Below are 13,417 nucleotides of genomic sequence, written 5' to 3' on the forward strand. Positions count from 1 at the left end.
CTATTATGAACTTATAAAAACCCTTATATTTAGGTTACTTGCCGAGTAATGGACCAATCTATGATTAAACGCATTCCTTTGTTGGCGGCTGCACTGCTGAGCGCCTGCGCCAGTCAGACCTCTCTTGAAAACCAAGCCCAAACCAGCCAGCAGCTCACTGCACTCAGTGACGCACAGCAACAAACCTTAACGCTATGTCAGGAAGCCGTTTCACTGTTGGGCATCCAACAGCAGCAACAGCAATCGTTGCAAGACCAGCTAAACCAACTGAACAACGGCGAAACAGCTAGCAGCGTGCCAGCTGAGCAAGCCCAGTGTGGACCGTCGTCAGTCAGCTATGAGCTAGGCAACAAGCAAATAGTCGGTGAAGTTGAGTGGGTCAGCGTACAGCAGTTACCAGTGGCCCTTGAAGCGCGCATTGATACCGGCGCCACCACCTCTTCACTGAGTGCATCCGACATTGTCACCTTCGAGCGCGACGGCAAGAACTGGGTGCGCTTTACCCTGCGAGTCCAAGAAGGACAAGACGAGATTCAGGTCGAGCGCCCTATCGTACGCTTTGCTGAGATCAAACAAGCCTCCTCCAACAACATCGACCGACGCCCAGTGATCTCCATGCTGATTAAACTTGGCGGTTTGTCGGAAGAAACCCAGATCACCTTGGCTGATCGCAGCCACCTGCGTTACCCGATGATCTTGGGTCGCAACTTCCTAAAGGACATTGCCGTTGTCGATGTCAGCTTAAGTCACTCCCAACCTAAACCCAGTTTTGAGGACGCCAACTAATGGCCTCACGTAAGTTTTTCTATCTTATCGTTTCGCTATGTATGTTGATCGGCGGGCTAATGACCTATCACCGCCATATCACCTTTGAGGTGCCATGGCTGCCCGGCGAAAAACGCCAGATCTGGTCAATTGAAGGTAAAGTCGAGCTGGACGCAGTCGGCGAGCCCGTATCAGTCAGCTTGGCTCTGCCATCAACCCAGCAGGGCTTTACTCGCCTAACCGAGACCACTGCATCGCTGGCGTATGGCCTTTCATTTGTCGATGAGCCTGGAGACTACCGCGCAATTTGGACGAAGCGTGAGGCTAGCGGGCATCAGGAGATGTACTACAAAGTCGACTTTTTGGTCGACCCTAAAGCGGTCGATATCTATCAGCCCGAAGCGCCACAAACCTTATACACCGAGTACCCCGAGCCCTATCAAACCGCGGCTAAGCACTTAATCGAGCAAACTCGGCAGCTATCAGCGGATGCCTATAGCTTTACCCGCGAGCTATTAAAAGCGCTGACTGATACTAGTAGCTCTAATCAAAATATCGACCTATTGCTGGGCTACAAGCCACTCAATCAGTTAACGGTTGATTTGTTAAATAACGCAGAGGTACCCGCCCGTATCGTTCGAGGTTTGCGACTGGAAGATGGACGCCGCCGGCAAACACTGACCGAGTATATTCAGGTGTTCCAAGACGAATATGAATGGCAAATTTTTAATCTGGCAACCGGCCAACAAGGCCGCCCCGCTAACACCCTGCTTTGGGAATCCAATGGGAATAGCCTGCTCGAAGTACAAGGTGGTCAACACTCGCGGGTAAGCTTCTCCATGCTGTTGCAAGATCGTAGCGCACGTAGTGCGGTGGCGCCGAAGATCCAAAGTGCTGATTTACTGAACTTTTCTATCGATAGCCTGCCCTTGGAAGAGCAAGCGCTATTTAAAGGCATTCTGCTTATCCCCATTGGCGTGTTAATTGTGGTTTTGCTACGAGTACTGGTGGGCTTGAAAACATCAGGCACCTTTATGCCGGTGCTGATCGCGGTCGCCTTTATGCAAACCTCACTAGTGACCGGCTTGGTGGGCTTCTTGCTCGTAGTCGGGACCGGTCTGATTATTCGTGGCTACCTGTCCCACCTCAACTTATTGTTGGTCTCGCGAATATCAGCCGTAATCATTACAGTGATTGGGATTATCTCCATCTTTAGCGTGCTGAGCTTTAGCATCGGCCTCACTGAAGGCTTGAAGATTACCTTCTTCCCCATGATCATCTTGTCATGGACCATCGAACGTATGTCGGTGCTATGGGAAGAAGAAGGCCCGAAAGAAGTGCTGCTACAAGGCGGTGGCAGCTTGGCGGTGGCGGTACTGGCCTATCTGGCCATGAACAACGAGTATGTACGCCACCTCACCTTTAACTTCCTAGGCATTCAGCTCATTATCCTTGGCATCATCCTGTTGCTAGGAAACTACACCGGGTACCGCTTGCTTGAGCTGCGGCGCTTCAGCCCTCTGGCGAATAAGGATGATTAATGTTTAGTTCTTTCTCCAGCCCGTTCAAGCTGGCGCGCAAAGGCATTATGGGCATGAACCAACGCAACATTGGTTACATTGCCCGCTACAACCCGCGCAAGCTGTTCCCTTTGGTGGATAACAAACTTAAAACCAAGATCATTGCCGAGCGCGATCAGGTAACCGTGCCACAACTGATTGGCACGGTACGCACCCAGCACGACGTTAACTCGGTGGTCGATATCCTGCGCGAGCATCCCGGCTTTGTGATCAAGCCGGCCAAAGGCTCAGGTGGCAAAGGCATTTTGGTTATCTCCAAGCAAGAAGACGGCAACTTCTTTAAACCAAGCGGCTCTGTCGCGTCTGAAGAAGATGTCAAACGCCACTGCTCCAACATCCTGGCGGGCCTGTTCTCGCTCGGCGGTAGCGCAGATGTTGCGGTAATCGAAGCGCTGATTGAGTTTGATCCCTGCTTCGAGGGCTTTAGTTTTGAAGGGGTTCCCGATGTAAGGGTGATTGTCTTCCAAGGTTATCCGGTAATGGCTATGATGCGCCTGTCCACCGCCGCCTCTGACGGTAAGGCCAACCTGCACCAAGGCGCGGTAGGAGTGGGCATCGACATCGGCACCGGTAAAGCGCTACATGCGGTACAGTTTGACCGCCCTGTCAGCGAACACCCCGATACTGGTCGGGTGCTCTCCGAGCTGGCGGTGCCCCACTGGGAGCGACTGCTTGAGCTTTCAGCCAGCTGCTATGAGATGTCGGGGCTCGGTTATCTGGGTACCGATATGGTGCTAGACCAAAGCAATGGTCCAATGCTACTGGAGCTTAATGCTCGGCCCGGCTTAGCGATTCAGATCGCTAATGGCGAAGGGATCCTCCCGCGCCTGCGTATGGTAGAGAAGCTCAAGCGCGATGGCATCGAGCATAGCCCGCAAGAACGGGTAGAGTTCAGCAAGCAGCAATTTAGCCGTTTATAGCCTCGCTGCACTGACACGAAAAAGCCCCGGCTATTTTCATAGCCGGGGCTTTTATTTATCTGCAGCGCTAGCGAGATTAGTTCTCTTCGTTATGCAGCTCTAGGTTCGCCACTTCTTCTTGCGCTTGTACAGCTTTGGAGTCGTCATTACGCAGTTGGTCGAGGTAATTCAGATACTCCTGATCAACATCACCGGTCACGTAAACGCCGTTGAACACCGAGGTCTCAAAGTTTTGGATCTCTGGGTTGCCGGCTTTACAGGCATCAACCAAGTCTTCTAGATCTTGGTAGATAAGACCGTCAGCACCGATAAGCTCGCAGATCTCCTCACTCTCGCGGCCATGGCCGATCAGCTCATTGGCCGACGGCATGTCGATACCGTAGACGTTCGGGAAGCGGATTTCAGGCGAGGCAGAGGCGAAGTACACTTTCTTCGCGCCAGCTTCACGGGCCATCTCAATAATCTGCTCTGAGGTGGTACCACGCACGATGGAATCATCCACCAGCAACACGTTCTTGCCGCGGAATTCTACATCGATAGCATTCAGCTTACGACGTACCGACTTACGACGCTGGGTTTGCCCCGGCATAATAAAGGTACGGCCGATGTAACGGTTCTTCACGAAGCCTTGGCGGTATGGCAGGTTAAGCTGCATCGCAATCTGCAGCGCGATGTCGCACGAGGTTTCCGGGATTGGGATAACAACATCGATATCGAGGTCTTCCCACTCACGCTTGATCTTCTCACCCAGCTTGGTGCCCATGTTCACGCGAGCGCCGTATACCGATACCTTGTCGATGGTCGAGTCAGGACGCGCAAAGTATACATATTCGAAGATACACGGGTTGTAGCTTGGGTTCTCAGCACACTGCTCGGTGAACAGTTGGCCATCTTCACTTACATACACCGCTTCGCCTGGCGCTACGTTGCGCACAAACTCAAAGCCTACCGCATCCAACGCCACACTTTCAGAGGCGACCATGTACTCCATACGCTGAGGATTCTCATCGCTCACACGCTTGCCGATAACCAACGGACGAATACCGTATGGGTCGCGGAAGGCCACCATGCCTTGCCCGATGATCAGCGCAACCACTGCGTACGCACCACGCACCTGTTGGTGTAGCGCTTTAACCGCAGCAAACACATGACGCTGGTCGAACTCTTCTTCTACCAGTTTGTCCAGCTCGTGCGCCAACACGTTCAGCAGCACTTCAGAGTCTGATGTGGTGTTGATGTGGCGACGCGCACGCTTGCTCATGGCTTCGCGCAGGTCTTTAGCATTGGTCAGGTTGCCGTTGTGGGCCAAAGCCAGGCCAAACGGCGAGTTTACGTAGAAGGGCTGAGCTTCTGCAGCGCTTGAGCTACCGGCAGTTGGGTAGCGCACATGGCCGATACCCAAATCACCCTGCAGTCGTTGCATGTGTTTAATCTGGAACACATCTTTTACCAATCCATTGGCTTTACGCTGTTTGAATTTGCCCTCAGTGATAGTCACGATGCCTGCGGCGTCTTGGCCACGGTGCTGTAACACCGTTAGCGCATCGTATATTGCTTGGTTAACCGGACTAGTGCCGACGATACCGACAATACCACACATGAATATTTTCCTTTTAAGATTGGTAGTTATGCAAAAAACTGGATGAGTCTTTTAAGAACTCAAAAAACCACTGCACGATAATCGAAAACTCCGGGATCAACACCGATGCGGACCACCAGTGCGACTCAGGAAATGCAGTGAAAGATAATAAAAACAGCAGCGCGCTGACCACCAGTACCCCACGCACTGCGCCAAAACAGACGCCGAGAACACGATCGGTGCCACTAAGGCCGGTGGTGGTAACAAGTTGAGAGAAAAGGTAGTTGACGAGCGCGCCGACGACAAGGGTAGAGATGAACAATACGAGGATGGCCAGACCGCTGCGATAGTAAGGATTTTCGACAACGGTGAAATAGCTTGCGAGGTCGGCATAAAAGCGGCTGGCGATAAAAAACGCCGCCACCCAAGACGCCAGCGACAAGGCCTCTTTAACAAAGCCCCTGACTAAACTGACCACTGCTGATAAGCCAATAACGCCCAGTATGACGTAGTCTACCCAAGCCATAATATTCTTCTAAGGATTAAGACGCGGGGGATAATATCAGAAACCTTTTTGAATTACTCGCTAACTTTTCCACTATCGAAACAGCGGGTCGAATGTACGTACAGAGCCTTTCAGACCAGTCAACGCTTCGAGATCGCCCTGCAACGCCTCAAGTGCTTGCTTGGAGACATTAGGGCCAACAAACACCCGATTAAGCTCATCTTGTACCGCGGGCTGCGGATAAGAGTGGGCTTGGTAGCCAGCTTGGCGAAGCTTGTCCACCAAACGCTCTACGTTGGCGGCATTCTTAAAGGTGCCCAACTGGATAATGTAGGCCGGCTTGGCAAGGTCCACCTCGGGCTCCTTGTCAGGAGCGCTTGCTACTACTTCGGGCGGTTGATTCTCTTCAGGCTCTGGCAAAGCGTCAATTGGCGCTTGCGCCTGCTCAGCTTGTGCGGTTTCCGCGGGTTGAACCTCAACATCATGTTCAGCCAGCTCTAAGGCATCGCCATCGGGGTTTAGGTCTATCAATAGCGGTGGCAAATCGCTAACTTCTGGCGAGAAAGGGATCGGATTGAACTCTTCCTGCAGGCTGGTTTTACTACCATCGAGCACGTCGGGGATGAAGATCACCCCAAGCGCTACCAAAACAATGGTACCTAAAAGTCGATTTTTAAACTGTTTAGTCAATGGCTTACACGTGTCCGACGGGAGTTGAGGCCAATTCTATTACTTCAGCGACAGTAAAAAAAGAACCAAACACCAAGACTAGGTGGTCAGGCTGTAGATTCTGTCTCGCTGTGCGATAGGCGTCGGCAACCGATGGATAACGGGTCACACTCTGACCAGCTAGCAGCTCGGCCAGGCGGCTGCCATCGTCGCCGCGCGGCATAGACAAGCCGGCAATATGCCAGTGTTCGATAAGTGGCGTTACCGCTTCGAGGGTGGCCGCTGCGTCTTTATCGGCAAGCATCGCCACCACAGCCTGAACCTTACGCTCCCCGGCAAGTGCAGGAAGGCGTTGGGCCAGATACTGGGCTGACTGCGGATTGTGCGCCACATCTACCAGTACCGCCTCATCGAGCCACTGTAAGCGTCCGGCGAGTTGCCAGTTTTGCAAACCGTGATTGAGCTCATCATGGCTCAGCGCAATACCCAAGTGTTCGAGTACCGCGAGCACGCCGGCTGCATTCATCAACGGCAGCTGTGGCAGCACTAAGTTGTCATAACTGCGTTGGGCGCTCTGATAACACCAATAGCCATCGCGGATCTGGAACTGATAGTGATTGCCGGCCTGCAGTGTCTGACAATGCAAGGAGGCGGCTTGCTCAGCCACCGAGCCCACTATCTCCGGGTCGGCAATCACCGCAGGGCGCCCTTCTCGGAAGATGCCGGCTTTCTCGCGACCGATCTGCTCGATATCATCGCCCAGCCAGTCGACATGGTCTAATGCCACGGTAGTCACCAACGCCACATCGGCATCGACAATGTTGGTGGCGTCCAAACGTCCGCCCAAGCCCACTTCAAGAATCACATAATCCAGAGGCAGTCGGCGGAACATATCCAGCGCCGCCAAGGTAGTAAATTCAAAGAAGCTCAGCGAGATGTCACCACGTAGCTGCTCGATATACTCGAAGCTGCTGCAGAAGTCTTCGGCTGGCGGCAACCGCCCGTTTACCCGGACACGCTCACGAAAGTCCACCAAGTGAGGAGAACTGTATACCCCGACCTGATAGCCTTTGGCCAGCAGCAACTGTTCAAGTAAGGCACAGGACGAACCTTTACCATTGGTGCCAGCCACGGTGATCACCTTGGCCGATTGCTGGTGTAAATCGGCGCGCTGTGCCACACGCGCAATTCTGTCTAGCCCCAAATCAATGGCGCTATGGTGCTGCTGTTCTAAATAACAAAGCCAGTCTGCAAGAGACCGGCTTTGATTGTTTTTGGTATTACTCATAAATCAGTCTTGCGGGTTGATGCTGGGTGCGTCCTCGGCATCTTCTTCTATCGGTTCCACCAATACTGACGGCTCCGGCGCGGCGATTTGGCCGGTTAACTTCGAGATAATGCTAGCCAAGCGGTCACGCATCTGACGACGGTCGATAATCATATCGATAGCGCCCTTCTCTAACAGGAACTCACTACGTTGGAAGCCCTCTGGCAGTTTCTCACGCACGGTTTGCTCGATAACCCGCGGCCCGGCGAAACCAATCAAGGCTTTCGGCTCCGCCACATTTACATCGCCTAGCATAGCAAAGCTTGCCGATACGCCGCCCATGGTGGGGTCAGTCAGTACTGAGATGTAGGGCAGCCCCTGCTCGCGCATCTTGGCCAGTGCGGCCGAGGTTTTGGCCATTTGCATTAGCGACATCAGCGCCTCTTGCATACGCGCACCGCCACTGGCGGAGAAGCAAACTAGCGCACGGCCCTCTTCAAGGCAGGTGTTTACCGCTTCAACAAAACGGGCTCCAACCACAGCCCCCATTGAGCCGCCCATGAACGCGAACTCGAAGGCACAGGCTACAACCGGCAGGCCCTTTAGCTCGCCTTTCATCACGATCAGCGCGTCTTTTTCACCGGTGCTTTTCTGCGCAGCAGAAAGACGGTCTTTGTAGCGCTTATTGTCTTTAAACTTAAGCTTATCTTTGGGTTCCAACTGGGCACCCAGCTCTTGTTGGGCGTCGCTGTCTAAGAAGCGCTCCAGGCGTTCACGCGCATTAATGCGCATATGATGGTCACATTTGGGACACACATAGGTGTTACGCTCAACTTCAGCGCGATAGAGCGTTTGCTCACAGTTACTACACTTGGTCCACACCCCTTCAGGAATGTTACGGCGTTTAACTGACACGCTCTTACTTTTTGGCAGAATTTTCTCTAACCAGCTCATCAGAATCCTTTATAAATGCTCTACGATGTCAGCGACACCGCGTTGTTGCTGGGACAAACTCAGGCAATTAAACCACATTCGCCCTAAAAAATTTACTTAAAACTGGTCTAACCCTTTAAGCGTACTTGGATTATTTTTAATCATCCAAGAATAACGGCCCAAGGGCTACCCTGGGAAGTTCAAACTGTGCGGGATAGTCGACATCCACCAGATACAGCCCCTCGGCCTTAGCCGTTGCGGCCGCTTTAGTGCGATCTTTTAGGCTAAGTAGCTCCGCTATCCACTCAACTGGGCGCTCGCCCTGTCCGACTTTAAGCAGGCTACCGACGATGTTACGCACCATATGGTGAACAAAGGCATTGGCCTTAATATCGACAATCACGTAATCGCCTTGGCGAGTCACCTTAAGGTGGTGCACGTTGCGCCAAGGGCTCTTGCTTTGACATTGCACCGCACGAAACGAGGTGAAGTCATTCTCACCCAACAGCGCCTGGCCAGCTTGCTCCATCAAGGCCACATCAAGCGGCTGATGGTAAAAGCTGACGCCACGACCTAAGATGGCCGGTCGTAGTGACTGGTTGTAGATGACATAGCGGTAGCGACGAGCGGTGGCGCTAAAACGCGCGTGAAATTCATCATCGACCACTTTGGCCCAACGCACCGCGATATCGCGCGGCAGGTTGCCGTTGATGCCTAGGGTCCAGGCTGCCATCTTACGTTCTACCGGGCTGTCAAAATGGACGACCTGACCGGTGGCATGCACGCCGGCGTCGGTGCGCCCGGCACACTGGACCTCAATCGGGTTGTTTGCCACTTTGGATAGCGCTTGCTCTAGCTCTTGCTGAACCGAGTTAACCTCACGCTGCCGTTGCCAGCCTTTATAGACGGCGCCATCGTATTCAATGCCTAATGCTACTCGCATCTATCCGCTCTCTGAAAAAAGCGCCAATATTAATCGCTCGCTCTCGCTTAAACAAACAAAGGGCCGGAAATATACGGCCCTTTTTGCTTGGTTGCAGTTAAATTATGCAAATCGCGACATCAACTTCTCAGCTTCTTCGCGCAAACCGGGGTCATCGCCATCGATGACCTGCTGCAATACCTTGCGAGCGCCATCGTGGTCGTCGATTTCCATATAGGCCCTCGCCAGATCAAGCTTAGACGCCAGCTCGGCATTTTGGTCCACGTCACCGCCTTCGGTATCATCGAGCAGATCCGGGAACTCATCCATGCCTACATCCAGATTGGGCTGCTCGTAAGGGTCCGCGTCGGCCTGCTCGCTACCCACCGCATCTTGCAAAAGCGTATCGATGTCCACGAACTCCTCATCGCTGACTTCATCGCGGCCCGGTAACACTTCTGCATCGGCGGGTACGGCCTCTTCGTTGAAGGCATCGGCGTTAAAGCCGGCGAACAGCTCATCGATATCATCTTGTCCGCTGGTTTGCTGCGACGGCTCGGCAGGCTCCTCGTCTAACGCTGGCTCTAATTCCGGCTCTTGCGCAACTGGCTCGGGCTCAGCATCGTCGAGCGCGACGTCTAAATCGCCATCGTCTTCGGTGAGCTCTTCGAGCGCATCTTCAACGACCAGTTCAGGTCCGGGCTCCGCAGCCTGCTCGAACGCTTGCTCCAGCTCAGGGTCTAAGGCCTGCTTAGGCTCTACTTCTAATTCGGGTTCTGGCTCCGGCTCTGACTCCGCTTCTAGTTCGGGTTCTGGTTCCGGATCCGGCTCTGGCTCTGGCTCTGGCTCTGGCTCCGGCTCTGGCTCTGGCTCTGGCTCTGGCTCTGGCTCTGGCTCTGGCTCTGGCTCTGGCTCTGGCTCTGGCTCTGCAGAGAATAGCTCTTCGTCAGATAAGTCAATGTTTTCCAGCTCCGGCATCTGTTGCTTGGAGTCAGCCAACTCGGCTTCCATCTGACGCTGCTGCTCGAGCGCCTCTTCAAACGACACATCGTCCATGTCGTCTGAACCAAACTCTGGCAGCGAATCCAAATCACTGCTGTCTTCGTCGGTCACTTCAAACAGGTCATCGCTACCGTCATCGTCTAGGGCCAGCGCCAACTCCTCAGCACTGATCAGCCCTTGGTCGTCACTCGACTCTTCGGTGCTGTCGCCGGTATCAAACAAGCTGTCGAAATCATCGTCCGTTTCCGCTAAATCGGGTTCTAGAACCGGGTCGCTATTGTCTTGCGGAGATGGCACCAGATCATCGGTGGAGAACGGGTCGTCACTCACACCTTCTAGCGGGGCGTCCTGGTCATCATCGAGGTCGATGGCCAAGTCGGGATCTTCTTCTTTGACAAAGTCATCGAAGCTCGCCTCTTCGGCCTCAGGTTCAAGATCGTCGTCACCAAGGTCCACACCAGCTTGCATCGGATCGCCTAAATCGGCATCCGGCATACTCAGGTCAGGATCTTCTTCCATCACCGAATCGAGCGGGTCTTCCTCAACACTCTCACTAAATAGCTTGGAGAACTCGTCTTCATCCTCTTCCATTAGGTTGATAGAGGCTGCTTCTAAATCTTCTTCCTGCTCTAGGTCTTTGTTGCCACGGCGACGCCAGAGCAGCGTTGCCAAGGTGGCCAGTAGCAGCAATGGCAGCACAATGATCAGTGCCAAGTTAAGCGGTGACGCGAGGAAGTCACCATCGCTGCTTGGCTGGCTACTCGCTTGTGGCGCTTGAGGCTGCTCCAATAGTTGTAGCAGGCGGCTTTGGGTACGGCGGTTGTCGCTTAGCTCTTCGCGCAGCAGTTCAAGCTGTTCACTAAGCTCCTGTACGCGGATCTTCAAACGGTGGTTAACCTCGGCCATTCCCACCACTTGCTTGCTGCTTTCATCCATTTGCTGCTGCAGCACATCAAGCTCTTGACGGCGTAAGCGCTCTAGCTCATCAATACGTCCAACAAGCTCATCGCGCAGCATCGACAGCTCTTCGTTGGCCTCTTCTAGCTGCTCAAGGCGAACCAAGTCCTCAGGTAAACTGACTTTGGCAGGCGTAGGTGTGCTTATGACTTGAGGCTGTGGAGTCGCTGCGGGCTTAGTTGGCGCGACGGCCGGCTTGGGCTCGCGCTTCTTAATACCAAGCGCTTCGACAGCGCCGAGATGACTGGTGGTTTCGGCATCTTGTACCGTCGGCAGTACCAGATACGCACCGTTTACCAGAGAGTTAATATCGCCATCGTTAAACGAGTTGGGATTCAACTGGAGAATCGCGTACATCGTTTGATAGACACTGATGTTGGGAGAAGGACGATTGGCGCTGGCTATCGCCCAGAGAGTGTCACTGTTGCGTATCGGTCCGTAAACGCTCGGGGCAGCTTCGCCAATCACTTCGTCTGGGCCGACTAGCTCGACGAAAAACTTACTGCCTTCCTCACTGGCCGGAGCTTGGGCAGATAGCATCAGACCAGCGACTAAAAAGATGAGGGATGTTTTCCGCCCCATTTCCAATCCTTTTAATAATAAAATTATTCTACCGATACCTTAACCGGTGCTTTATCACTATAACTAGCGACAACTCTCCAATCCAGCGCGCTCTGTTGCACTTTCAAAGTAGGTCGCAGAATAGCTGTTCGTCGTCTTAGGTATCGGCATATATTCGCAATACTAAAGCAACCTTAATTTAAGGTATTGATCTAAAACGCTTTAGCATGGAGAACAAGGTACTGGTAAGGCTAGGTGTAAGTAAAGCCCAGCTCTGCCAAAGCTTGCTCAAACGCTGAATTAATCTGCAATACCGAAAACTCGCGGCGCTCCGGATAGGTTTTTCTCAGTCGGTCAAAGCCCTCTGGCGTCAGCCCGAACTCTCGAAAGCGCTTATCATCCCCTTGCAAATCGTAAACCAATCTGGTCAATGCGGCGACCTGCTGTTGGCTAAACGGCGGTTGTAAGGTCACAGTTGGTAGGCCCGCTTCTGGCAATAGCTGCTGGGACAGATCGTTAGGCTCGATCTTCAGCGCCTGGCACATCGCATGGTAGATCATGCTGGTGCCGGTCATCTTACCCTCGAGGCTATACCCAGCAATATGCGGCGTAGCGATAAAGCAATGCTCCACCAACTCGGTGATGACCTTCGGTTCGTGCTCCCAAACGTCCCAAATCAGCAGCGGCGCCCGGCTCGCCTTGGCTTGGGCCAACAAGGCACGATTGTCAACGACCGCGCCGCGACAGGCATTGATCAGCACTTGCTGCGGCGATAAAGCTTGCAACTGTTCGACGCCAATTAGGTAGCGGGTTGGAAACTCCGGGTATTGATCAAGCGGTACATGCAGGCTGATCACATCCGCTTGCAGGGCTTGCTGCAGACTAATACCGCCAGCAAGCTTTCCCTGCTGCTCAAGTGGAGGGTCGCAAAACAGCACCTTCATCCCCAAGGCTTGGGCACAACGCGCTGTCGCACTGCCGGTGTTACCCGCACCGATAACGGCAAAGCTTTTCCCTTTTAGGGATTGCTGGCGGAACTGGGCTGCCGCCAACAACGCACTGGTTACATACTGCGCCACCGAACGGGCATTGCAGCCCGGGGCCGAGGCGAAGGTGATGCCCTTTTCAGCAAGCAGGGTTTGGTCGACATGCTCGGTGCCAATGGTTGCAGTACCGATAAATTTAAGGTGCTGTGCTTGGCTAAGCAATGCGGCATTCACTTTGGTGATGGAGCGGATCAGCAAGGCATCAGCATCGGCTAGCTGCGCTGGAGCAATATTCCTGCCATCCACTGGAACCACTTCGCCGTGTTGCTTTAACAGTGCCTGAGCGAAGGGAATATTCTCGTCTACTACTATCTTCATCGGTATATCGTCGTGCGGGTAAAACACGCATCATATCAATCGCTGCGAGTGGGTACAGCGTAATCTGCCAAATCGCGCTGAAAGCGTGATAGTAAAAAATCCACCTGCAGAGCAGGTGGCTTTGACACGGCCCCCTAGAAGGGGGCTCACCTATACTACTGCATTTCCAGTCACATCTGACGTTCTTGCTCCTCTTTCTCTACCTTGTCTTGATGCCTGACATACCGCCTGATTATGTCTTCGTTCGCCCCTACGGAATCAACGAAGTATCCTCTTTGCCAAAAGTGATTACCCCACAGTTTCTTCTTTCTCAAGTAAGGAAACTTCGCAAACAGCCTAATCGCGGTTCTTCCTTTAACAAAGCCTACATACTCTGAAACACTCAGGCTCGGG

At 53.3% G+C, this 13,417-nt stretch carries 12 protein-coding genes; 3 read left to right on the forward strand and 9 right to left on the reverse strand.

Annotated elements, in window-relative coordinates; all coding sequences use genetic code 11:
- Nucleotides 1-60 precede the first annotated feature (60 nt).
- Genes G462_RS0120560 through G462_RS0120570 form a run of 3 tightly spaced genes read left to right on the forward strand, consistent with a single transcriptional unit; the run spans nucleotide 61 to nucleotide 3,265 of the window.
- Nucleotides 61-786 carry an ATP-dependent zinc protease family protein gene (locus tag G462_RS0120560; protein WP_026960644.1) on the forward strand — a complete coding sequence of 242 codons (726 nt, stop codon included), beginning with the start codon at nucleotides 61-63 and terminating at the stop codon, nucleotides 784-786.
- Nucleotides 786-2,306, forward strand: coding sequence for an inactive transglutaminase family protein (locus tag G462_RS0120565; protein WP_026960645.1), 1,521 nt, complete (start codon nucleotides 786-788; stop codon nucleotides 2,304-2,306). The genes G462_RS0120560 and G462_RS0120565 overlap by 1 nt, the downstream gene beginning before the upstream one ends.
- On the forward strand, nucleotides 2,306-3,265 hold the full coding sequence (locus tag G462_RS0120570) for an alpha-L-glutamate ligase-like protein (RefSeq protein WP_026960646.1): 960 nt from the start codon (nucleotides 2,306-2,308) through the stop codon (nucleotides 3,263-3,265). Before G462_RS0120565 ends, G462_RS0120570 begins: the two co-directional genes overlap by 1 nt.
- A gap of 76 nt (nucleotides 3,266-3,341) precedes the next feature.
- On the opposite strand, the gene purF is transcribed toward G462_RS0120570, so the two are convergent.
- The 9 genes from purF to tnpA form a co-directional block, all read right to left on the reverse strand.
- Entirely contained in the window at nucleotides 3,342-4,865 is a 1,524-nt protein-coding gene (purF, locus tag G462_RS0120575; protein WP_026960647.1) for an amidophosphoribosyltransferase, read from the reverse strand.
- A gap of 13 nt (nucleotides 4,866-4,878) precedes the next feature.
- The gene (locus G462_RS0120580) at nucleotides 4,879-5,370 is read right to left on the reverse strand and encodes a CvpA family protein (RefSeq protein WP_026960648.1); all 492 of its coding nucleotides are present in this window, start codon (nucleotides 5,368-5,370) and stop codon (nucleotides 4,879-4,881) included.
- 72 nt (nucleotides 5,371-5,442) lie between these two features.
- The gene (locus G462_RS0120585) at nucleotides 5,443-6,039 is read right to left on the reverse strand and encodes an SPOR domain-containing protein (protein WP_026960649.1); all 597 of its coding nucleotides are present in this window, start codon (nucleotides 6,037-6,039) and stop codon (nucleotides 5,443-5,445) included.
- A 4-nt stretch (nucleotides 6,040-6,043) separates the two neighbouring features.
- Nucleotides 6,044-7,306, reverse strand: a complete 1,263-nt coding sequence (gene folC / locus G462_RS0120590; protein ID WP_026960650.1) for a bifunctional tetrahydrofolate synthase/dihydrofolate synthase — start codon at nucleotides 7,304-7,306, stop codon at nucleotides 6,044-6,046.
- 3 nt (nucleotides 7,307-7,309) lie between these two features.
- Nucleotides 7,310-8,239, reverse strand: coding sequence for an acetyl-CoA carboxylase, carboxyltransferase subunit beta (gene accD, locus G462_RS0120595; RefSeq protein ID WP_026960651.1), 930 nt, complete (start codon nucleotides 8,237-8,239; stop codon nucleotides 7,310-7,312).
- 136 nt (nucleotides 8,240-8,375) lie between these two features.
- Nucleotides 8,376-9,161: a tRNA pseudouridine(38-40) synthase TruA gene (truA, locus tag G462_RS0120600; protein WP_026960652.1), complete on the reverse strand. Its 786-nt coding sequence runs from the start codon at nucleotides 9,159-9,161 to the stop codon at nucleotides 8,376-8,378.
- A gap of 102 nt (nucleotides 9,162-9,263) precedes the next feature.
- A complete protein-coding gene (locus G462_RS0120605) occupies nucleotides 9,264-11,681 on the reverse strand; it encodes a FimV/HubP family polar landmark protein (protein WP_026960653.1) in 2,418 nt (805 codons plus the stop codon).
- Between the two features lie 230 nt (nucleotides 11,682-11,911).
- Entirely contained in the window at nucleotides 11,912-13,024 is a 1,113-nt protein-coding gene (locus G462_RS0120610; protein ID WP_026960654.1) for a 4-phosphoerythronate dehydrogenase, read from the reverse strand.
- A gap of 170 nt (nucleotides 13,025-13,194) precedes the next feature.
- A partial coding sequence (gene tnpA, locus G462_RS0120615; RefSeq protein WP_026960655.1) for an IS200/IS605 family transposase occupies nucleotides 13,195-13,417 on the reverse strand: 223 nt, incomplete at its 5' end.

Origin of the sequence: Aliagarivorans taiwanensis DSM 22990, from assembly GCF_000429505.1 — a bacterium.
Lineage (GTDB): Bacteria > Pseudomonadota > Gammaproteobacteria > Enterobacterales > Celerinatantimonadaceae > Aliagarivorans > Aliagarivorans taiwanensis.